The 21,521-nt window shown below is 70.4% G+C and carries 18 protein-coding genes; 11 read left to right on the top strand and 7 right to left on the bottom strand.

The features are described from left to right. Positions 1 to 1,240 precede the first annotated feature (1,240 nt). The 3 genes from O0S08_RS48995 to O0S08_RS48985 all read left to right on the top strand — a co-directional run bounded on the left by O0S08_RS48995 (position 1,241) and on the right by O0S08_RS48985 (position 4,246). Positions 1,241 to 2,284 (top strand): HEAT repeat domain-containing protein, encoded by a 1,044-nt coding sequence (locus O0S08_RS48995; RefSeq protein WP_269036459.1) that lies wholly within the window; start codon positions 1,241 to 1,243, stop codon positions 2,282 to 2,284. Further along, positions 2,281 to 3,297: a zinc-binding alcohol dehydrogenase family protein gene (locus tag O0S08_RS48990; RefSeq protein WP_269036458.1), complete on the top strand. Its 1,017-nt coding sequence runs from the start codon at positions 2,281 to 2,283 to the stop codon at positions 3,295 to 3,297. Before O0S08_RS48995 ends, O0S08_RS48990 begins: the two co-directional genes overlap by 4 nt. Positions 3,298 to 3,412: 115 nt before the next feature. After that, a complete protein-coding gene (locus O0S08_RS48985) occupies positions 3,413 to 4,246 on the top strand; it encodes a 3'-5' exonuclease (protein WP_269036457.1) in 834 nt (277 codons plus the stop codon). Between the two features lie 78 nt (positions 4,247 to 4,324). On the opposite strand, the gene O0S08_RS48980 is transcribed toward O0S08_RS48985, so the two are convergent. Further along, the gene (locus tag O0S08_RS48980) at positions 4,325 to 4,738 is read right to left on the bottom strand and encodes an ester cyclase (RefSeq protein WP_269036456.1); all 414 of its coding nucleotides are present in this window, start codon (positions 4,736 to 4,738) and stop codon (positions 4,325 to 4,327) included. A 64-nt stretch (positions 4,739 to 4,802) separates the two neighbouring features. Further along, positions 4,803 to 5,777, bottom strand: a complete 975-nt coding sequence (gene epsC / locus O0S08_RS48975; RefSeq protein WP_269036455.1) for a serine O-acetyltransferase EpsC — start codon at positions 5,775 to 5,777, stop codon at positions 4,803 to 4,805. A gap of 90 nt (positions 5,778 to 5,867) precedes the next feature. On the opposite strand from epsC, the gene O0S08_RS48970 reads away from it, so the two are divergent. Beyond that, on the top strand, positions 5,868 to 6,113 hold the full coding sequence (locus O0S08_RS48970) for a hypothetical protein (RefSeq protein WP_269036454.1): 246 nt from the start codon (positions 5,868 to 5,870) through the stop codon (positions 6,111 to 6,113). Between the two features lie 566 nt (positions 6,114 to 6,679). On the opposite strand, the gene O0S08_RS48965 is transcribed toward O0S08_RS48970, so the two are convergent. Continuing rightward, positions 6,680 to 6,898, bottom strand: coding sequence for a helix-turn-helix domain-containing protein (locus O0S08_RS48965; protein WP_269036453.1), 219 nt, complete (start codon positions 6,896 to 6,898; stop codon positions 6,680 to 6,682). 376 nt (positions 6,899 to 7,274) lie between these two features. On the opposite strand from O0S08_RS48965, the gene O0S08_RS48960 reads away from it, so the two are divergent. Together O0S08_RS48960 and O0S08_RS48955 are read left to right on the top strand one after the other, a co-directional pair. Then, positions 7,275 to 9,089, top strand: a complete 1,815-nt coding sequence (locus tag O0S08_RS48960) for a response regulator (RefSeq protein WP_269036452.1) — start codon at positions 7,275 to 7,277, stop codon at positions 9,087 to 9,089. Continuing rightward, on the top strand, positions 9,086 to 9,793 hold the full coding sequence (locus O0S08_RS48955) for a roadblock/LC7 domain-containing protein (protein ID WP_269036451.1): 708 nt from the start codon (positions 9,086 to 9,088) through the stop codon (positions 9,791 to 9,793). Before O0S08_RS48960 ends, O0S08_RS48955 begins: the two co-directional genes overlap by 4 nt. A 282-nt stretch (positions 9,794 to 10,075) precedes the next feature. Here O0S08_RS48955 and O0S08_RS48950 read toward each other — a convergent pair whose 3' ends face one another. Beyond that, the gene (locus O0S08_RS48950; RefSeq protein ID WP_269036450.1) at positions 10,076 to 10,918 is read right to left on the bottom strand and encodes a 2,3,4,5-tetrahydropyridine-2,6-dicarboxylate N-succinyltransferase; all 843 of its coding nucleotides are present in this window, start codon (positions 10,916 to 10,918) and stop codon (positions 10,076 to 10,078) included. Positions 10,919 to 11,006: 88 nt separating this feature from the next. On the opposite strand from O0S08_RS48950, the gene O0S08_RS48945 reads away from it, so the two are divergent. Then, entirely contained in the window at positions 11,007 to 11,468 is a 462-nt protein-coding gene (locus O0S08_RS48945; RefSeq protein ID WP_269036449.1) for a hypothetical protein, read from the top strand. 290 nt (positions 11,469 to 11,758) lie between these two features. Here the strand turns inward: O0S08_RS48945 and O0S08_RS48940 are convergent, their stop codons facing one another. Both O0S08_RS48940 and O0S08_RS48935 read right to left on the bottom strand, forming a co-directional pair. Further along, positions 11,759 to 12,973 carry a patatin-like phospholipase family protein gene (locus O0S08_RS48940; RefSeq protein WP_269036448.1) on the bottom strand — a complete coding sequence of 405 codons (1,215 nt, stop codon included), beginning with the start codon at positions 12,971 to 12,973 and terminating at the stop codon, positions 11,759 to 11,761. Positions 12,974 to 13,151: 178 nt separating this feature from the next. Then, a complete protein-coding gene (locus O0S08_RS48935) occupies positions 13,152 to 13,880 on the bottom strand; it encodes a hypothetical protein (protein ID WP_269036447.1) in 729 nt (242 codons plus the stop codon). Positions 13,881 to 14,141: 261 nt separating this feature from the next. Between O0S08_RS48935 and O0S08_RS48930 the strand changes: the two genes are divergently transcribed. Further along, positions 14,142 to 14,801, top strand: a complete 660-nt coding sequence (locus O0S08_RS48930) for a hypothetical protein (RefSeq protein ID WP_269036446.1) — start codon at positions 14,142 to 14,144, stop codon at positions 14,799 to 14,801. 25 nt (positions 14,802 to 14,826) lie between these two features. Here the strand turns inward: O0S08_RS48930 and grxD are convergent, their stop codons facing one another. Continuing rightward, on the bottom strand, positions 14,827 to 15,159 hold the full coding sequence (gene grxD, locus O0S08_RS48925; RefSeq protein WP_269036445.1) for a Grx4 family monothiol glutaredoxin: 333 nt from the start codon (positions 15,157 to 15,159) through the stop codon (positions 14,827 to 14,829). 380 nt (positions 15,160 to 15,539) lie between these two features. Between grxD and O0S08_RS48920 the strand changes: the two genes are divergently transcribed. The 3 genes from O0S08_RS48920 to O0S08_RS48910 all read left to right on the top strand — a co-directional run bounded on the left by O0S08_RS48920 (position 15,540) and on the right by O0S08_RS48910 (position 21,468). Continuing rightward, entirely contained in the window at positions 15,540 to 16,376 is an 837-nt protein-coding gene (locus O0S08_RS48920; protein WP_269036444.1) for an SGNH/GDSL hydrolase family protein, read from the top strand. A 158-nt stretch (positions 16,377 to 16,534) separates the two neighbouring features. Beyond that, on the top strand, positions 16,535 to 19,018 hold the full coding sequence (locus O0S08_RS48915) for an efflux RND transporter permease subunit (RefSeq protein WP_269036443.1): 2,484 nt from the start codon (positions 16,535 to 16,537) through the stop codon (positions 19,016 to 19,018). 113 nt (positions 19,019 to 19,131) lie between these two features. Then, complete coding sequence (locus O0S08_RS48910; protein WP_269036442.1) at positions 19,132 to 21,468, top strand: M20/M25/M40 family metallo-hydrolase; 2,337 nt, start codon at positions 19,132 to 19,134, stop codon at positions 21,466 to 21,468. Positions 21,469 to 21,521: the final 53 nt, after the last annotated feature.

Below are 21,521 nucleotides of genomic sequence, written 5' to 3'. Positions count from 1 at the left end.
GCCTGGACTCGCGCAGCCTCGCGGCATCGCTGGCAAGTCGACGCGTCGTCGCCTTCGAATCCGCGAGCACTCCGGCACACGACGCGACGCTCCAACCTCCGCTCGAGCGCTCCGACATCGCCGCCTTCCTCGCCGACGTCTCGTCGCCCTGATCCAACAACCGCTCGCAGCCTGGACTCGCGCAGCCTCGCGGCATCGCTGGCAAATCGACGCATACTCGCGCCGTCGAACCCGCGAGCCCTCCCCTCTCGCTACACGACGCGCCATCCTCTGCTCGAGCGCTCCGACATCGCCGTCTTCCTCGCCGACGTCCCGCCGCCCTGATCCAACGATCGCTCGCAGCCTGAACTCGCGCAGCCTCGCGGCATCGCCGGCAAATCGACGCATACTCGCGCCGTCGAACCCGTGAGCACTCCGCTCTCGCCACAAGACGCTCGATACTCTGCTCGCGCTCTCATTTCTCGCATGACGAGCGCCGCTCGCCACTCGATGCCGCGCTCTTACTTCCCGCGTTTGAGCCCCTTCTCGCGTCGCCAACCGCTCGAAGGTCTCACTGTCCGCCGCGCGCGTGGCGTCCTGCCCGCACACTCGAAGTCGTCTGACTCTCCGCCACCCGTTCTCTCCTCACGTATGACGTCCTGCGCGAGCGCCCGCGCTCTGGGCACTGGCTCACCGCGAGCACGCTTCTGCCCTGCGCGCTCCCTTCGAGCCGCTACCCGAGCACCCGCAACCGACATCACCGTCTGCTGCCCTCTCACTCTTCGGGCTGCTTGAGCACCGCAAGCTTCTCCATCTCCGACGCTTCTTCGGCTCGCCGATCCATCTCGTTGTCACTGCGACTCGCCACAGCTCGTCGCGCGGCGCGTCGAGGAGCCCGGCCGCGACGCCCACGCCGCTCCTTCGATCTCCTCGCGCACTGGTCTCGAGTGGGAGCTCCTCGCCTCAAGGTCGGCTGGATGATCCACTCCGGCGAACACCTCATGAGCAAGCCTCATCGCACCTCGCCCCCGGACACTTGACCGGGCCCGCCGCAGGACATGCCTGCTTAAACAGGCCCCAAAAGACAGCTCAAAAGCGCCCCGATGCGGCTTTTCGCCCTCGCCCGACTCCTGGATACAAGCGCGCCTGGGGTTTTGACGGCTAGAGCCGGATTTATCGCAGAGCCTCGATCCAGGGCGGAAAGACCGCGTCGAAGCCGCGCGCTTGCACGCCTGGGCACGCTTCTTCACGCTGGGGGGCGATGGCCATCATCGTCGCCTTCACCGTCGCCGCCCTCGCGCTCGCAGCGCCCGTCGCGCCCGCACCCACGCGCGCCGCGACGACGACCGCGCCCGCCTCGCCGGGTGCGCCGCCGGCTGCAAAGAACCTGTCCTCGGGGACAGCCCCGGCAACCACTCCCGGAACGCCCGCCAAGGTGCAGGTCGACTGGCGCGACCGCGTCGCAATCGGCGTCGCCGCCATGCAGACCGCCGACTCGGCGCGGCTCACTCGCCTCGAGCAGCTGCAGCCCGACCGCAAGGTCGAGGACGCCGTGTTCTTCTCGCCCGGCGAGCTGCAGGATCCCAAGGTCGCGCCTGTCCTTTTGCGCAGGTTGCTTCAGAGCACCGACCCCGTCAAGGTCCGCTGCGCCCTCGTCGAGGCGCTGCCGCTGACCGGCGGCGACTGGCAGGAGGGCGCGGCCGCGTTGGTCGGCCTCGACGCCTCGCCGCAGGTGCGCAAGCAGCTGGTCCAGGTCATGCGCTACGCCGGCGCGCCCTACAACGTCGACGGCCTGCGGCGCGGCTTCAAGGACGAGGACTCCGAGGTCAACATCGCCGCCGCCCGCACCGCCGGGTTCGCGCGCAACGGCGAGGAGCTGTTCCCCGAGCTCTACTCGAGCACCTTCGACGCCGACTGGGACCTGCGCGCCGCCGCGGTCCAGGCGCTCGGCATGTTGCGCCTGCCGAAGTCGCGTGACGTCCTGATCAAGGCGCTCAGCGACGACGAGCGCGAGGTCAGGTTGCAAGCCTTCCTCGCGCTCGAGCAGCTCGACCCCGAGGGCATCATCTGGCTGCCCGAGCTCGAGGCCCTGGCGAAGGATCGCAAGAGCCACCGGATCGCGCGCAAGGCCGAGCTCATGCTGCGCAAGCGGAAGGCCGCCGAGAAGGCCGCCAAGAAGGCCGGGCGCCCGATCACCAGCGCGAGGCCCACCGCGCCCGAGCCGAGCCCGCCGGCCAAGCCCACGAGCGGCGGCAGCGCGGCGAGCGGCGCGATCAAGCTCGACCCATCGGCGACGCGGCCATGAGAGCGATCGGTCAAGCCATCTACGGCGGCCCCGAGGTCCTTCAGGTCTTCATCGACGTCCCCGAGCCGGAGCCGGGCCCGCGCGACCTCGTCGTGCGCGTCCACGCCACCGCCACCAACCCGGTCGACACCAAGGTCCGGCGCGGCGGTGCGGCGGGCAGCCCCGTGCCCGCGCCGCCGCTCATCCTCGGCTGGGACGCCAGCGGCGTCGTCGCCGCGACCGGCAGCGACGTCGAGCACTTTCGCGTCGGCGACGAGGTCTACTTCGCCGGCGACGTCGCGCGCCCGGGCTCGTACGCCGAGTACGTCGCCGTCGACGAGCGGATCGTCGCGCACCGCCCCAGAACCCTCTCGCACCTGGACGCCGCCGCGATCCCGCTGACCGCCCTCACCGCCTGGGAGGCGCTGGTCGAGAACATGGGGGTGATCCCCACCGACCGCAGCAGCGAGGCCGCGCGCACCTTGCTGGTCGTCGGTGGCGCCGGAGGCGTCGGCTCGATGGCGATCCAGATCGCGCGGCAGGTGTGCGGCCTCCGCGTGATCGCCACCGCCTCGCGGCCGGAGAGCGCCGCGTGGTGCACCAGGCTCGGCGCCGACGCGGTGATCGACCACACGAAGTCGCTCCTCGACCAGCTGCGGCAGCTGGGCGACGGCGGCGTCGACCTCGTGCTCAACACCGTCCAGCCGACGCAGAACCTGCCGCAGGTGCTCGAGGTCGTGCGGCCGTTCGGCCACGTCTGCGGGATCGTCGCCCCGAGCGGCCCGCTCGACCTCGGTCCGCTGTTCCGCAAGCGCGGTCACCTCTCCTTCGAGTACATGTTCACCCGCCCCCTCTTCGACGCCGCCCCGTCGCGCCAGGGGGCGATCCTCGCGCGGGTCGCCGATCTCCTCGACCGGGGGGTCCTGCTCGCCACGCGGACCACCACGATGCCCTGGGACCAGGTTCAGGCCGCGCACCGCCTGCTCGAGTCGGGGCGCTCGGTCGGCAAGACCGTGCTGGAAGTCGTCCCGTAGCCCCGCGCGAGTGCGCCGCGCGCCGGCGGGCTTGGTCTGAGCCAGATCAGAAGCCCACCTCCCGCCGCCGGAAGTTCCGGGTATAACCCCACGCGTCGCCATGCTCAGTCCACGCATGCCCATCCCGACGGTGGAACAGCTCGGTCCGCGCTTCGCCGAGTTCCTCCGCGGACTCAAGCGGCCGCTCATCTTCTTCGACACCGAGACCACGGGCACCGACCCGGCGCTCGATCGAGTCGTCGAGATCTCGATGATCCGCCTCAGCGCCGAGCGCGGGGTCGAGCCGCCGCGCACCTGGCGGATCAACCCCGGCGTGCGGATCCCGATCGAGGCCAGCGAGATCCACGGGATCACCAACGACGACGTCGCCGACGAGCCGACCTTCGGCCAGATCGCCGAGGAGCTGCTCAGCTACCTCCGCGGCTGCGACCTCGCCGGCTTCAACATCGGCCGCTTCGACGTCCGCGTGATGCAGACCGAGTTCGCCCGCGTCGGCAAGGCCTTCGACCTGTCCGGCGTGCGCGTCATCGACGCTCAGGTCATCTACCACCAGAAGGAGCCGCGCAACCTCACCGCCGCGATGCGCTTCTACTGCGAGAAGGAGTTCGTCGACGCCCACGGCGCCGAGGCCGACACGATCGCCACGCTCGAGGTGTTCGCCGGCCAGCTCGGCCGCTACGGCGAGCTCGGCCTCGAGATCGAGGCGCTGCACGAGGTCTCCAACATCACCAGCGCCGGCTACGTCGACGGCGCGCGCCGCTTCATCTGGCGCGACAACGAGCCGGTGTTCAACTTCGGCCGCCTCAAGGGCAAGTCGCTGCGCTGGGCCGCCAGCGAGCCGACCGAGCGCGCCTACATGCGCTCGATCGTCACCGGCAACTTCGACGAGGACACCAAGGGCATCGTCCGCGACGCCCTGACCGGCCGGATCCGCCTGCGCCCCGCGTGAGATCGAGGGCTAGCCGGAGCGACATGTCGCGAGGGACATGCCGCTCCGGACATGTCCCTCATGACAGCCACGCCGGGCTCACGGCGCGAGGCCGAGCTGGCGGAGCATGCTGAGCTGGTCGAAGAACCCCTCGTTGGCGACGATCTTGCCGTCGGGGCCGAAGCGGTAGAGCTCGCAGTACTTGATCGAGTAGCGCTTGCCTGTGGCGGGTCGGTCGCCGATAGGTCCGGTGTTGGTGCCTTCGCCATAGAACACGCCGACGACCGTATCGCCGACCTCGAGCAGCTCGACGATGCGAGCGGTCGCGGCGGAGAAGCTCGCGTGCCAGCGGTCGAAGTGGGCGCGGATCGCCGGGCGGCCGCGGCGGACCTCGGTGATCGTGTTGTTGGTCATGGTCGCGTCCTCGGCGAAATAGTCGGCCGCGACGTCGAGGTCGTTGCGACAGAACGCGTCCAGCACCGCTCTTACCGTCTCTTTATTGCCAGTTTGCATCGACGACCAGCGTAGGTTCGCCGGTCGGGCCCGGTCAACGCGCGTGCCCGCGGCTGCCGCTGGTTCACGGCGTTCCGGACTTATCGCCGTTCTTCTCGAGCCCGTTCTTCTCGAGCCCGTTCTTCTCGAGCCCGTTCTTCTCGCCGTTGAGGGCGAAGAAGCGGAGCGTGGGGGTATCGAGGACCACCGTGGTGCCCGGGGGGACGCTGCGGGTGAGCCACACGTTGCCGCCGATCGTGGAGCCGCGACCGATCACGGTGTCGCCGCCGAGGATGGTGGCGCCGGCGTACACGGTGACATCGTCTTCGATGGTCGGGTGGCGCTGGACCTTGCGGCCGACCTCGCGCGACTTGACCGAGAGCGCGCCGAGGGTGACGCCCTGATAGAGCTTGACGCGGTTGCCGATCACCGACGTCTCGCCGATCACCACGCCGGTGCCGTGGTCGATGAAGAAGCTGCGGCCGATGGTCGCCCCCGGGTGGATGTCGATGCCCGTCCGGCTGTGCAAGATCTCCGCGATCATGCGTGGGAGCAGGGGCACGCGCCGGCGGTAGAGGTGGTGGGCGATCCGGTGACCTGCGATCGCGGTCACGCCCGGGTAGCTCATGATGATCTCGGCGTCGCTGCAGGCGGCCGGGTCGCCGGCGAGGGCGGCCTGGACGTCGGCGGCCAGGGCGGCGCGGATCGACGGGATCGCCTGCAGCAGGTCGAGCGCGTGCTCGTGGGCGGCCAGGGCGATCTCCTCGGCGGGCCGGCGACCGGTGCAATCGACGGCGAGCGAGCGAGTGACGACCTGCTCGAGGCGGCGCAAGATCCGGGCGCAGCGGGCACCCACGAAGTAGCGGACCGTGAGGTCGTCGAGCGGCTCGTAGTTGAAGTAGCCCGGGAACACGATCGACAGCACGTCGTCGAGCAGCTCCGAGACCTCGCTGCGGGCGGGCAGGTTGTTGCCGTCGATGTGGTTGATGTTCCCGTGGTCGCGGTACGACTCGAGGACCCCCTCGACGACGCTCGCGAGCCGGCGTTCATGGTCGTTCACGGCGAGAAAGATAGTCCAAGCGGGGGCCGTCTCCACGGGGCATGTGGTTTTTTGGCGTCGCAAGCGGACCGGGTTTAAGCTGGTGCAGGTTTGCCCGCGTTACCGCTCCACATGCTCGTCCAACAGTTGCTCCTCGGTCGCACGGAGGGGCTGAGCGGGCCGCAGCTCGCGGCTTTCTTGTCCGGCTGGACGAGTGTCCTCGAGTTGTTGCGACGTCCTGAGCTCTGCGTGCCCGACGCCGCGCCGGAGGTGCAGGAGGCGTTGCGGTCGCTCGCCGAGCAGATCGAGCGCGCACAAGCGGAGATCTTGAGCGACGACGACGACCCGGACCTCTGAGTCCGCCGGCGAGGTTGTGAATCAGCCAGCGCGTGTATGAGCGCGGGTTGGGGGTTGTCGGGCGGCGGGATGCGCGAATCGCCACTTCGCGACGCCGACTTCTGCCGCATCGACAGCGAGCCGAACTGTTGTTCAAGCTCACTCAAATTGCAGTGAAGTAAAACTATCTTTTCCGGGCCGGCAGAGCTGCTATCGCGCGTCTTCGCGCGGTCACCAAGGCCGAACAAACCTGCCAAATGGTCTTCGGCCTCGGGTCTTCTTCGCTCATTCTGACGAACATGGCTCTCCCGCCGCCTGCTCGCCGGGGTCGTCAAAATAGCGAAACGACACCTGCACTGCAGGTCGGGGAAAAACTTGGAGAGATCCCTGTGAGATCTCCAGCCGGCCCCGAAGGCCCTCCTGACGGCCTCTTGACTGCCGATCGCGCCACGCCGCAGACGTGCGCGGGACGCGGTATTTGGGGCGTTTGGCGCCGAACAGCCCGCTTAAACGGCAACAGCGCGTGACCGGGGGGTCACGCGCTGGTCAGGGGCATCGGAGGTGAGGAGGCTCCGAGGCCCGGAGGTTCAGCTCGCCGAAGCGCTCACCGAGGCAGAATCGCTCGCTACGGTGCTGTTCGGGCGGGGCCACTCGATGCGGTGCTTGATAATGCGACGCTTGAGGGCGTGGCGAGTGATTCCAAGCAGCTGAGCGGCTTCGACGATGCTGCCGGCGGCGTTGAGCGCTTCCACGCAAAGCATACGTTCGGCGGCATTGAGGTTCAGATCTTCGAGGATGAGGCGCATGGCGGCAGGATAGGCCAAGGCTTGGGGACAGGGAAGGACGATTTTGTAAGCCCGCATCCAAAAAGAACAGTCACCGAACCCGAACACCGTTTTGTATTATGCAGCAGATAACATCGTTTGCGCGCGATCACGCCCTGCCAGACAGCGGACGACAGCCCACATGGTGGGGCGCTTCACAGCCATTGCCGTCGGGGCGAGCTACACTCGCTGGCCTCGCCGAACGGCCCTGAAAAGTTCAAAACCGATCAAGATGGCCGGAACGAGGCCGAGAGAACATGGTGGATTCACCATGGCCCGAGCGCACAGGGCCCGAGGCCGGTCCTAGGTTGCATAAGAGCCCTGTCGCAAGGGCGCGCAGAGTAAGATAGGGAGCCGCGTGCCGCAGAACGCCAAGCCGAAGTCGTCCGCCGTGATCCACACCCTCGTCGTGGTCGACGACATGCTCTTGCAGGCGGCGATCGAGCGCCGTCTCAAGCACGAGGGACACATCGCGGCGTCGGCCAACGGCTCGCGCGAGGCGATCGAGCGCCTGCGTCGCGAGCTGTTCGACGTCGTGCTGTGCGACCTGCACACGACCTCGGGCGACGGCGCCGAGCTGCTGCAGTGGCTCGGCAGCTACTTCCCGTCGATCCCGGTGGTGCTGATCGTCGAGGCGCTGAGCCCCGAATTCCGCGGACAGTACGAGGGCGGCGGCTCGGTGCGGATCGTCGAGAAGCCGATCGACCTCGACAAGCTGGTCAAGGCGATCGAGGCGTGCGGCGTCCGCAAGGGCTTCTACGGCAACCAGATCGAGGTCGAGTTCTTCGACTACGTGCAGATGGTCGCCGGCTCGGGCCGCGACAAGGCGGTGGTGCTGACGACGCACGCGGGCACCGGCTACCTGTGGATCGAGCACGGCGACATCGTCCACGCGCAGTGGGGCGAGATCCGCGGCGAGCAGGCGTTCTACAAGATGCTGTCGGTCGGCCGCGGCAGCTTCCGCGAGAACCTGTTCCGCTCGCCGCCCGCTCGCACGATCGTCCGCTCGAGCATGCACCTGCTCATGGAGGCGGCGCGCCAGGCCGACGAGGGCATCCTCGGCCAGACCGACGAGACGGTCGAGGAGCGCGAGGAGGAGAAGCCGCGCCACGTTCCCGAGCCCGAGCCCGAGCCGACGCCGCCGCCGCGCCCGGTGGCCGAGACGCGGCCGACGCGGGCGCCGATGCCGAAGCCGGCGACGTCGCCAGCGCGCTCGGCCCCGCCGTCGCAGCCGGCACCGCCGTCGCACGGCGGCAGCGGCCTGCGCCGGGCCTCCGACGTGCGGCCCGACGACATCGACATGGCGAGCGTGGCCGACTCGGCGATCGCTCGCATCGACGACCTGGCGCTGCCGCAGGACGACGAGGAGCTGGAGGCGCGCAGCCACCACAGGCCGCAGCAGCACCGCGCCCCGGAGCGGTCGTCCTCGGAGCGTTCGGGCGAGCGGTCGCCCTCGGAGCGCTCGGGGGAACGCTCGCCGTCCGAGCGCTCCGGCGAACGCTCGCCCGAACCATCGAACGACGGCGTGCCGGTGCTGCGCCGCCGCGTGCAGACGCTCGAGCGCCGCGTGGCGCAACCGGCGATGCCGACGCCCGCCCGCGGCACGCCGACGTCGGTGCCGGCCCTGCGCGCCACCCCGGCCTCGGTGCCCGCGCGCCACACTCCGGCGTCGATCCCCGCGGTGCCGGCGCGCGCGACCCCGACGTCGATCCCGGCGATCCGCACCAACACGATCCCGCCGGGCCAGAGCTCGGTCGCGGCTCGCGGCGCCCCGGCTCAGCCGGCGCGCAACGACGCCCGGCCGATCAAGAAGGCCAACACCGTCGACCTGCTCGAAGACCCGGAGACGCGCGAGCTGATGCTCGGCCAGTTCTGGCAGTTCGAGGGCGTCAACGGCGTGGCGATCATCTCGAGCACCGGCAAGGTGATCGCCGAGGACATGCGCAACAACAGCACCGTGGTCACGCTCGCCGGCTTCTACATGCGCGGCGCGGCCCGCATCGCCCGCACCCTCGGCTATCACGTGTTCGACGGGGTGATCGCCCGCTCGGCCAGCGGCCAACAGATGATCATGGTCGGCATGGGGGCCACGTCGGCGGTGCTGTCGATCGCGCCGGGACATGACCCGGAGGCCATCCGCGACGCGATTATGGGAGTCGATACCAAACGATGAGCGCCGAGCCGAATCGCCAGCTAGTCAGCCTCCTCGAGGAACTCGACCGGCTCCCCGGCGTCCGCGGCTCGCTGGTAGCGACCGTCGACGGCGGCTACACCGCCAGCGAGAGCAACTTCGACTCCGCCACCGCGACCGACATCGCCAAGACGGTCCGTCGCATGGTCGTCGCCTCGGCTACCGTCGGCTCGCCCATCGAGGAGCTGCTGATCACGTTCCACACCGCCCGCATGATGATCGTCCCCGTCCGCGAGGAGGCGACCCTCACCATCATGCTCGAGCGCGACTCGGCCCAGCCGTCGGTGCGAGCTGTCCTGAAGACCAGGCTCGCCGGGCTCCGCTCGTCGATCGGCAGCTCGTCCGCCGAGAGCAGCATGTCGGCCGGCTCGGCCCCGGTGCCGGAGCCCGAGGACGAGGTCGACCGCCTGATGCTCGGCGAGCTCGGCCCGGTCCTCCGCGAGGTCCAGAGCGTGTTCACGTCGTACCTCATCCGCGCGGGCAAGACCGCCGGCGAGGCCGGGGTGATGATGCGCGAGCAGATCCGCGAGTGGCTGCTGATGGTCAACCCGTCGCCCTACACGTTCCCGGTCCTGGTCGACGCGCTGGTCCAGCTGACGAGCCGCGACGAGCGCGAGACTTTTAAAATCGACGTGCAGCAGGCGATGCGAAACTCGCGGCTGTGGCCGAAGAAGAACGTCCGCTGACCGGCAGGCGTGCCGCGTCGGCTTGGCGTCGCGCAGGTGCGCGTCGGCCTGGCGTTGCGCGCGGGCGCGGGGCCCGGAGGTTGTGGAGCGGTGACGGGGGCGCGCCGCCCCGCGCTTCGCAAGCGCGGAAGCCTCCCATGTTCGATGCCTGCGCGGCCCGTCCTGCATGGCCATCGCCAGGCCCCGTGCTCTGCGAGCGCGGGGTCTTTGCACGATGAAACATGTCTCGAAGAACAGGTCTTAATGGCCATGCTCTTGCGGACATGCCCCTCGAAGAAGAATTCAGACCGGCACGTCGAAGTCGCGCAGGGCCTGATTCAAACTGGTGCGCTCGTCGGTGCTCTCTTTGCGGCGGCCGATGATGAGGGCGCAGGCGATCTGGAACTCGCCGGCGGGGAAGCGCTTGGGGCGGGTGCCGGGGACCACCACGGAGCGGGCGGGGACGCGGCCCTTGTGGGTGACGGGCTCGGGGCCGGTGACGTCGAGGATCGGCGTCGACGCGGTGAGGGTGACGTTGGCGCCGAGGACGACCTCGCGCTCGAGGTGGACGCCCTCGACGACGATCGCGCGCGAGCCGAGGAAGCAGCCGTCCTCGACGATCACCGGCGTGGCGCCCGGCGGCTCGAGCACCCCGCCGATGCCGACCCCGCCCGACAGGTGGACGTTGCGACCGATCTGCGCGCAGCTGCCGACGGTCGCCCAGGTGTCGACCATCGTCCCCGAGCCGACGTAAGCGCCGATGTTGACGTAGCTCGGCATCAGCACCGCGCCGGCCTCGATGAAGCTGCCGTGGCGAGCGGTCGCCGGCGGGACCACGCGCACGCCGGCGCGGGCCCAGTCGCGCTTGAGCGGCATCTTGTCGAAATACTCGTAGGGCCCGAGCTCGATCGTCTTCATCTCGCAGACCCCGAAGTAGAGGAGGATCGCCTGCTTGACCCAGGCGTGGACCGTCCACGCCTCTCCGGGCTCTCCCGGGGTGGCGACCCGCAGCTCGCCGCGGTCGAGCGCGGCGATCGTCTCCACCACGGCGTCGCGGTACACCTGGTCTTTGAGCAAGGTTCGATCGGCGAACGCCTCGCCGATCCGGGCCTGGAGGTCCGCGTGGTCGTGGGACGATTTCTGCATGCCCGGGGCATCGCACAGCCCGCTGCCGGGGCGCAAGCGCTCTCGCGGCCGCCCGCCGGGCCGGGGCCGTGGTACCCTCGGCCCCGAGGTGTCCATGATGTCCTGCCTCCGCCGCGTCCCCCTCGCGCTCGTGCTGTCCCTCGCGCTCGCCCCGCTCGCCCGCGCGGGTGAGCCGCAGACCGTCTCCCCGGCCGAAGAAGAGGCGCTCTACAAGAACGAGCGCGCCACCGCGTTGCCGGCCAAGGAGAAGCCCGCCGGCGTCAAGTTCGCCCGCGAGGGGTGCTTCAACGACCCCGCGAAGTGCAAGTGTCAGAGCAACGACGCCACGCAGAGCCAGTTCTGCGGCACGATGCTCGGCCACTTCTGCCCCGACAGCACCCTGCGTTACCTCGCCGCCGCCTGCATGGACCTGTTCGGCGGCGCGACCCTCTGTCAGTGCGCGGCCAAGCAGCAGATCGAGGCCCACATCAAGGCCGAAGACGCCGCCCAGGCCAAGGCCGACAAAGAAGCGGCGAAGAAGGCCGCCAAGCAGAAGAAGAAGGCCAAGTAGCAGGAGCTGTCCTTCGAGACAGTCCGCGCGCCGGCGCGAAGCGAGTGGCCGTCTTGCTGGCCGTCCGTGGCGGACCGAGGCGGCGCGCTGCCATGAAGGGCAGCGCTCGCCGAAGGCATCTGTCCCAAAGGACATCCCCCCGCCGAGCACGTGAAGTGGGAGGGAGCCCGCCGTCGCGGGGGACCCGCTGCGGCGCGCCCCCGTCACCGCTCCACAATCTCCGGGCCCCGCGCCCCTGCGCAACGCCAGGCCGACGCTCTTCTCAGGATCTGTCCCGAGGGACAGGCCGCTCAGCGATCGAACAGCGCCATCAGCTCCGCGTGGCGGCTGGCGGCGTCCTGGTAGCCGAGGTCGATGAGCTGGCGGCAGTAGTCGGGGTCGAACAGCAGGTACGACGCGAGGTCGCTCTCCTGGCGGGCGTCGTCGGCCGCGACCGCCCAGCGGATGAGGCGGGCGACGATCCCCGAGTAGCGGCTGAGACCGGTGCGACGCACCGTCTCGAACGCGATCCGGCCGATGTCCTGGCTCGGGCGGATGAGCAGCGTGTCGATCGTGTCGTACGCCGTGCTCTTCTCCTTCTGCATCCCGTTCGCCAGTCGCTGGGCGAAGTCGGACCCGAACTCGCGCGCGCCGGCGGCGAGGATCTGGTTCATCCGCGACACTCGATCGATGTCGGCCTCGACCTTCTCGAGCAGCAGCACGTTGAGCACCTTGCCGAGCATGAACATCGCGCTCGGGAAGGTGCCCTCGGCCTCTTGACGGATCTGCCGCACCTCCTCGTCGCCGGGGGTGTGGCGCAGGCTGACCACCAGCATCCGCGTGGCGCCGAGGCGCATCGCCGGTCGCAGCGGCGTCTGCTGCCGGAGGCCGCCGTCGGCGTACAGCAGATCGCCGACCCGCACGGCCGGGAACAGCACCGGGATCGCCCCCGAAGCCAGCGCGTGCGAGGCAGTGATCGGCGTGAGCACCACGTTCTGCCGCTGACTCTCGGGCCAGCGCTGCGGCAGCTTGCCGTCGGCCGTCTGCACGAAGGTGGTGACGGTCCCGGTCGCGACCTCGGTCGCGGTGCAGGCGACCGCGGAGAGGTGACCGTGATGCAGGTTCTCGGTGATCCCGCGCCAGGGCAGGCGCGCGCGCACGAAGTTCTGGATCGCGCGCGGATCGATGAGCCCGCCGATCTGCTGCCCGTGCCCGACCTTGTCGCCGGTGCGACCGAACAGCACCTGCGGCAGGCTGCGCATCTGCGTCCAGCCGAACCGACACACCTCGTCGAGATCGAGCTCGGTCCACACGCGCGCGAGCAGACGCCCCTGCGCGCGCGGACGGTCGGCGGTGGCCGCGACGTAGGCGCCGTTGATCGCGCCGATGCTGCTGCCGGTGATGATGTCGAAGCGCGACTCGCCGCGGAGCCGCTCGCGGATGTAACGCAGGACACCGACCTCGTAGGCGCCGCGAGCTCCGCCGCCGGACAACACGAGGCCGACCTTCGGGCGCTCGCGGCTCATGCGATCGCTCCGCGCGTGCGACGAACGCCGCCGACCTCTTCGCGCCGCGACGGCACCCTCGCCGCAACAGGGGCGCTTCGACCCGCTCTCGCTCGATCTCCGTCTCGCCCGATTCGCGCCCTCCTCGCGCCTGCCGGATCGCGGCGCGAGGAACCGTCGAGATGCCGCGCTCGCACCACTAGAAGCCGATCTCCTTGCAGGTGCACTTCGCCGCGTCCTTGCAGTCGGGCGGCGCCGGCGGATTGTTGGTGTTCATCGACAGCTGGAACACGCGGCCAGAGTCCTGCGGATACTTGTAGATCACCTCCCACACCGCGTCGAAGTTATTGGTCGCGCCGATCTCCTTGGCGTCTTCGTTGGTGAGGAAGGGCAGCTCGAGGGTGCCCGTGCCGGTGATCGCGCCGGTGCTCTGGGTCGACAGCGGACCGGCCGAGGCCTCGATCGTGACGTACTTGCAGTTGGCCTTGGGGAACTCGCCGAACGCGTTCGCCGGGCAGTTCGCGCCGACGGCGTCGGGCAGGTACACCACCAGCGCCGCCTCGCAGACCGAACCGTTGCACTTGTACTGACTCTTGAACTTGTGACCCTTCGAGGTAACGCAGGGATCGACGCACATCTCGATCTTCACCGGGATCTTGTCGCCGGGCTGGATGTTCGTCGCCGCGCAGACGGTGCCGCGGAAGAACGGCAACGTGTCGGTGAAGGCCGCCGGCGCGGGATCGGGCCCGGTGCCGTCGACGTCGAGCATCTGCAGCTCGCACGTCTTGGTCGTGTCGTCGCACGCCTCGCCGCGGCGAGGACACGGCGCGCCCGCGCTGCACTCGCCGCTGTCTTCGCTGAAGCAGCCGAACAAGAACCCTGCGACCGCGAAGCTGGTGATACCGAACACTCTTCGTAGGCGAATCATGATCGTCTCGTTCCTTTTTGCTCTCAGCCCCGATCGTAGCCGATGTTTCGCTGACCACGCACCTCCGCGATCGCCTGGGTGAGACCTCGCGCCGACCGCTGTTTCATGGCCGCCGAGCGGGCAGATCCACGAAGACTACATTTCAACCTGGGTATCTAGCGCTTGACACCGGGATCGCGGGAGCCGGTACACATCGTCGCTCGCGCGAACCCCTTCCAGGAGTTCGGTTTCATGCGCTCTAACGCCCTTCTCTCTCTTTCCATGGTGCTCGCTTTCGCCGCGTGCAACGAAAAGGAGCCCGCGACCTCGGCGACCGAAGGCACCACCAACGGCACCACGACGGAGCCGGCAACGACGACGGAGACGCCCGCGACGAGCACGACGACCACCACCGGGGAGACCACGACGACCACCACCGGGACGGCCACGGAGGCGATTCCCACCACCGGTCCGACGCCGACCACCAGCACGACCGCCGAAGAGACCACGGCGACGACCACGACGGAGACGGCGACGACGACCACCACCACCACCACCGGCGAGACCGAGACCGAGGGCACCACGACGATGATGGTGATCCCCTCGACCGGCCCCTACGAGAGCTGCAGCGTGGCCAACAACGTCGAGTGCGACGGCAACGCGGCGTGTGTCGACGAGACCAGCACCAGCGGCAAGGTCAAGGGCTCGTTCTGCGCGCCGAAGTGCATGGGCCAGGGCATGTGCCCCGAGCCCGAAGGCCTCGGCCCCGGAGTCCAGTCGGTCTGCGCCTTCGACACCGACATGGACCAGCAGGCCGACATCTGCGCCCTGCTGTGCGTGATCGCCAACGACAACTGCCCCGAGGGGTCGATGTGTGAAGACATCGGCATCCCCGAGATGCAGATGATGAAGTTCGGCGTGTGCACCTATCCGCCGGGCTGATCGGCGGGACGCGCGGCGCGCGGGCTCAGGCCGCCGCGGTGGCGGCCTTGAGCTTGCCCTCGAGCTCGCCGTTGGCGTCCATCTCGCGGACGATGTCGCAACCGCCGATGAACTCGCCGTTGACGTAGAGCTGAGGGATCGTCGGCCAGCTGGCGAACTGCTTGACGCCCTCGCGCACAGCCGGGTCGGACAGCACGTTGAAGGTCTCGAACGGCACCGCGTGCTTCTTGAGGATCTCGACGACCACCGCCGAGAAGCCGCACTGCGGGAAGCTCTTGTTGCCCTTCATGAAGAGCATGACCTTGTTGTTGGCGACGAGGTGGGCGATGAACTTTTGGACGTCCTCGTGGGCTTGCATCGGCGGTCTCACAATCAGTGGTCCGAAGGACCGTGAAGTCGGTGCGTGAAGTCGGCGGCCCGGAGGCCGTGAGAGTCGGTGACCGGTGAGTCGGTGGCGGCCAGGAAAATGAGCGGCCAGGAAAATGAACGGCCAGGAAAATGAACGGCCAGGAAAATGAGCGGCCAGGAGCGGCCAGGGAATGAGCGGCCAGGAAAGTGAGTGGCCAGGCGGGCCGCGGACCGTGCGGGGACGGTCCCGCGGGCCGGCGGTCGCGCGCATTCGATCGCGGGGCCGGCTCTCGCGGCGTTAGATACACGCTGGCCCGCAGCCCAGCAAGGCGCCGTGAACGCCCTTCTTGCGGAAGGTCGCCCGCTCGGGTCATAACCACTTCCGCTCGCATGGCGCCGCGGACCCTGCCCTCGCCCCAGTGCTCACGTCGGACCTGGTTGCACGGCCTCGCCGCCGCCGCCGGAGCCGCGCTCCTGCCCCGCCCGTCGCGCGCGGCCGAGTCCGCCGCCGAGCCGGCGAAAAAGCGCATCCTCATCGTCGGCGACAGCATGATCGCCGGCGGCGTCGGCCTGTTCCTCGAGAACGGCCTGCGCAAGGAGCACGGCTACGTGGTCCGGCGCAAGGGCAAGAGCAGCACCGGCCTGGCCCGCCCCGACTTCTTCGCCTGGCCGAAAGAGGCGCAGAAGCAGGTCGACGAATTCACGCCCGACGCCGCGGTCGTGATGTTCGGCGGCAACGATGTGCAGGGCCTGCGCATGCCGGACAAGGGCTGGATCACCTGGCCCGAGCCGGAGTGGCCCGAGGAGTACGCGCGGCGCGTCAACGACTTCGCCGACATCGTCGCCGCCGGCGGCAAGCCGCTGTTCTGGATCGGCATGCCGGTGATGCGGCCGGAGAAGTTTCACGTGCGGGTCCAGCGGGTCAACACGATCTACCGGGCCGAGATGGCGATCCGCCCCAACGCGCACTTCATCGACATCTGGCGGCTGCTGGCCGACGACAGGGGCGGGTACACCGACCGGCTCGACGCCGACGGCGAGCCCGGGGGCAAGACGGTCCGGGTCCGCGCGGGCGACGGGATCCACCTGAGCGTGGCGGGCGCCCAGCGGGTCGAGGCGCATGTGCGGGCCTTCATCCACGCGATCCTGTCCGGGGCGCAGCCGGACACGCCGACCGATCTCGCGGTGGCAGGGGCGCCGGCGGACGCGCCCACCCCCGCCGGCTGAGGACCCCTTTCGCGGCCGACAGCTGTCCTCGGGGCCCGGTCGGCCGAGGCCGCGGGCCGGCGTGGCAAAATTCGACGGGCAAACTCACCCGCACTGCGCGCGACGGTGCACATGCACCTCGCGCTCGGCCGGCCGCTTGGGGCAAGATGGCCCCGCCCGTGTCCGAGGCCTCGCACAAGCGCCTGCGTGAACGGTGGATCGCATGGGTCCTCGCGCAGCACCGCCTGGTGCTCGCGCTGGCGCTGGTCCTCACCGTCGTCTCCGTCTACCTCTCGTCGCTGCTGCGCGTCGACAGCGACCTGCGCTCGCTGCTGCCCGAGGACCACCCCGTCCTCGCCAGCATCGATCGCATCGAGACCTCGTTCGGCGCGCTCGGCAGCGTCAACGTCGTGATCAAGGAGGGCTCGCCGGAGCAGCGCCACGCCCTCGCCGACGCGATCGCCGAGCGGGCCGCCGAGAGCCCGCTGGTGCGCGACGTCGAGTACCGGCTGCGCAGCGACTTCTTCGCCGAGCACGCGCTCTACTACCTCGGCGACGCCGAGATGGAGGCGCTCGACGAGCACTTCCAGGCGTGGACGCACTACGAGCTGTGCCGCGCCGAGCCGGACGTGTGCCTCGAAGCGCCCGACCCGGAGGCGCCGAAGGCCCTGCGCACCTTCATCCGCAGCAAGCAGGACGCAGCGCTGGCCCGCACCAGCTTCAAGGACTACTTCGAGCGCGACGAGATCTCCGCGCTGGTGCTGCTGATCCACCCGACGCAGCCGTCGAGCGACCTCGACTTCGCCGAAGCGGTGTCGAACCAGATCCGCGCCGACGTGGCCGCGGTGGTGAACGAGCCGAACACGCCGTGGGCCGGCTCGGGCATCCACTACAGCGTCGTCGGCCCGTACACGATCAAGGCCGAGGAGCGCGAGACGATCCGCGGCGACATGCTGCGCAGCGGCGCGTTCGGGGTGATCGGCGTCCTCGTCATCCTCTACCTGCTGTTCCGCTCCGGCCGCGCGGTGCTGACGTTGCTGGTGCCGCTGGTGTGCGGCGTGACCTGGTCGATGGCGGTGACGCAGATCGTCCTCGGCCGGCTCAACGCGATCACCAGCCTGATCTCGACGGTCGTGGTCGGCATGGGCATCGACGCCGGCATCCACTTCCTCGTGCGCGTGCGCGAGGAGCAGGGCCGCGGCGGCGACCGCGAAGCGATCGCCCGCGCCTTCGCCAACCTGATCGGCCCGCTGCTGATCGCCTCGGCGACCACGCTCGGCGCGTTCGCGGTGATGGCGAGCTCGGCGTTCCCGGCGTTCCAGGAGTTCGGCCTGATCGCCGGCTTCGGCGTCGCGCTGTGCCTGCTGGCGATGCTCACGGTGTACCCGGCGATCCTCTGCCTCGTCGGCGTCAAGCGGGTCGGCGAGCCGCAGGCTGCTCGCCCGCAGCCGGGGGTGTTGACGCGGGTGGTGCTGGCGCGCCCGGGGTTGATGCTGGGCCTGGTGGCGGCGCTGACCGTCGGCGCGGCCGTGATGGCGCCCAGGGCCGAGTTCGAGAACTCGACGCGCGAGCTGCAGTCGGCCCGCACCCGCGCGCTGTACAAGCCCGAGGTGTTCCTCATCAGCAAGATCTTCGGCAAGGACATCCACGCCGGGGTGCTGGTGGTGTCGACGCTCGACCAGGCGCGGGCGGTGCTGACGCAGGCCCGCGGGGTGCAGGAGAAGCGGCTGGCCGATGGGACAGGTACCGTAGTAGCAGAGCTGCTCGGCGCGCCCGACCTGCTGCCCGACCCGGCGATCGATCCGGCCAGGCGCAAGGAGACGATCGCGGCGATGACGTCCGACATCCCCGAGCGCACGTGGAAGCGGCTCGAGGAGCGCGCGGCCGGCCAGGGCGACGACGCCGACGAGGGGCTGACGCCGGAGGACGCGCGGCGGCTGCAGAACATGCTCAAGGCGGAGCCGGTGACGGTGGAGCGCCTGCCGCCGGCGATCCGCGACAAGGTGTACAGCCCGGACGGCCGCTTCGCGGTCTACGCCTACCCGAACTTCGACGCGGCCGACATCTCCATGGGCCTCAAGTTCATGGAGGAGACGGCGAAGTACACCGAGGGCGTCGAGGGCCTGCAGTCGGACGACGCGCTGTTCGTCGGCGAGACCACGGTCTACGCGCTGATGTACCAGCTGATGCAGTCGGAGGCGCCGACGGTGCTGGCGATGGCGCTGGTGCTGATCGCGGTGATCGTGGTGGCGCAGATCCGTTCGCTGTCGCGCACGCTGTGGACGCTGGCGCCGCTGCTGCTCGGGATGCTGTGGCTGGTCGGCCTGATGGCGGCCGCGGGCGTCCGCTTCACCCTGTTCAACATCCCGATCTTGCCGGCCATCCTCGGCATCGGCGTCGACAACGGGGTGTACTTGACCGACCGGATCCGCCACCTGCGCGACGAGGCCGGCGGGATCGCCCACGCGCTCGGCGAGACCGGCGCCGCCATCGGTGCGGCCACCGCGACCACCGCGATGGGCTTCGGCGCGTTCTGCATCGCCGACTCCGGCGGCCTGCGCGGGATCGGGGTGCTCGCGGTGTTCGGCATCGGCATCGCGGCGATCACCGCGATCCTGGTGCTGCCGAGCGTGGCCGCCATCGCCGCGCGCCGCAAGCGGTAGCGGGGCTCTGGAGCGAGAGGTCGGAGCATGTTCTTTGGAACATGCTCCGACGGACATATACGTACCACCGACCGCACGTGGCGCGAGGTCGCACGAGCTGGTAGCGTGCGGGCGTGACTGCGAGCGGCGAGCGAGGGTCCGGGCTGCGCGGCGCGGCGGTCTTCGTCGCCGCGGCGGCGCTGCTGGCCGGGGGGCTCGCGCTGGTGCAGGCGCGGCTGGAGCCGCCGCCGGCGCGCGGAGAAGATGCCCCGGAGGACATGTTCTCTGCGACACGTGCGCTCGCGCGGCTGGAGCGGCTGATCGGCGACGACGTGCCCCACCCGGTCGGATCGGCCGCGGCGGCGGGCGTGCGCGAGCGGATGCTGGCCGAGTTCGCGGCGCTCGGGATCGAGGCCGAGGTCCAGGAGGCCTTCGCCTGCGGGCCGCGCAGCGCCGGCTGCGGGCGGGTGTGGAACGTGGTCGCGGCGCTGCCGGGGCGCGAGGAGGGGCCGGCGCTGCTGGTCTCGGCGCACCACGACTCGGTCGCCGCCGGGCCGGGCGCCGGCGACGACGGCTCGGGCGTGGCGGCCTCGTTCGAGGTGGCGCGGGCGCTGCTCGCGGGGCCGCGGCCGCGCAACCCGGTGGTGTTCGTGCTGGTCGACGGCGAGGAGTCGGGCCTGCTCGGCGCGCAGGCGTTCGTCGACGCTCACCCGCGCGCGGCCTCGATCGGCGCGGTCATCAACCTCGACGCCGGGGGCACGCGCGGCGTCACCTCGCTGACGCGCACCACCGCGAACAACGACGGCCTGATCGCGGCGATCGCCGAGGCGGTGCCGCGGCCGTACGGCGCGAGCGTGATCGGGGCGGTCTACGGACTCACGCCCTACGACACCGACTTCACCGTCTACAAGAACGCCGGCTGGCCGGCCCTCGACTTCGGCTTCGGCGAGGACAAGGCCCACTACCACACGCCGCTCGATCGCCTGGCCAACCTCGACGCCCCGAGCGTGCAGCACCTCGGTGACACCGCGCTCGCGGCCGTGCGGGCGCTGGCGGAGGCCGACCTCGGCGCGCTGCCCGAGCGCTCGCGGGTGTACGTCGACGCGCTCGGGGCGAGCCTGCTGCACCTGCGGACGATGTGGATCCCCGGGCTCGCCGCGCTCGCGCTGGTGCTGCTGGTGCCGCCGGCGCGTCGGCTCGCGCGCGAGGCCGGCGGCGATCGGCGGGCGTGGGTCGCGCGCGGGCTCGGCTTCGCGGCGCTCGTCGGGGTGCCGGCGGCGATCGGCGCCGGCTTGATGGCGGCGATCGCCTGGCTCACCGCGGCCGAGGTCGCCGGGCACGCCGCCCCGCTGCCGGCCCGGGTGGCGCTGTGGACGGCCGTCCTGGCGGCCGGCGGCGCGGTGGTCGGGCCGCTCGCGCGCGCCGACGCGGCCGCTCGCGCGTGGTTGTGGCTCGGGCCGTGGCTGTGGCTGGCGGCGATCGCCGCGCTCACCGCCGTCGCGCTCCCGGGCGCGAGCGTCGGCGTGCTGCCGCCGGTGCTGGTCGCCGCCGTGCTGGCGTTTTGGGCATGTCGTCGAGGACAGGCTCGTTCAGACATGTCGTGGAGGACATGGCCCTCGGGACTCATCGTCCTCCTCGCCCTGGCGTTGCCGGCGCTGATGTGGCTGCAGGCGGCGGTGCGGGTCGAGGCGGTGTTCGGCCTGGGGCCGGCGGCGGCCGGGGTGCTGGCGCTGCTGGCCTCGCTCCTGGCGCCGCTGTGGCACGGGCTGGGCCGCTCGCGCGGGCCGCTCGTGGTGGCGCTGGCGCTCGCCAGCGGGGTGGCGACCGCGATCGCCGTCACCTCGCCGGCGTACAGCGAGGCGCGACCGCGACGCCTGAGCCTGCTGTACCACCTCGACACCGACAGCGGCGCGGGGCGGTGGGTCGTCGGCGCGGACGCGCCGCTGCCGGCCACGCTGCAAGCGGCCGCGGCCTTCGGTCCGGCCGGGCCCGCGTTCGCGTGGGACACCGACGAGTCGCCGAGCTTCGTCGCCCCGGCCGGGTCGACGCCGCCCGAGCTGGCGCCGCCCATGGCCGAGCTCGAGGTCGACCCGGAGCCGCCGCCGGACACGGGGCGGCGAGTGGTCGTGCGCGTGCGGTCGGCCCGCGGCGCGCGGGTGATGGCGATGTTCGTGCCCGAGGCCGCGATGCTGCGGAGCGTGACGATGAACGGGACCGTCCTGCCGCCGTATCCGGAGCACCGGCGCAAGTACGTCGCCGGCGGCGAGGTCTACGGGATCGTCGCGCCGCCGCCGGAGGGCGTGGTGGTGACGCTCGAGCTGGGGAGCGAGGCCGCGGTCGAGGCTGTCGTTTGGGACCTGTCGGAAGGCATCCCCGCGGCGGGCGACGCGCTGAAGGCGGCGCGCCCGACCTGGTCAGTTCCCTCGCACGGCGGCGACCGGACCATGGTGTCGCGCCAGATCTCGCTGTGACGACCCGCGCGCAGTTCCGTCCACATCGCCGCAGATGTCCCGCTCGGGCAGGG

This window comes from Nannocystis punicea (assembly GCF_026965555.1).
Taxonomy (GTDB): Bacteria; Myxococcota_A; Polyangia; order Nannocystales; family Nannocystaceae; genus Nannocystis; species Nannocystis punicea.
The sequence above is the reverse complement of the archived record's forward strand: the minus strand, read 5'-3'. Positions and strand labels throughout refer to the sequence as shown.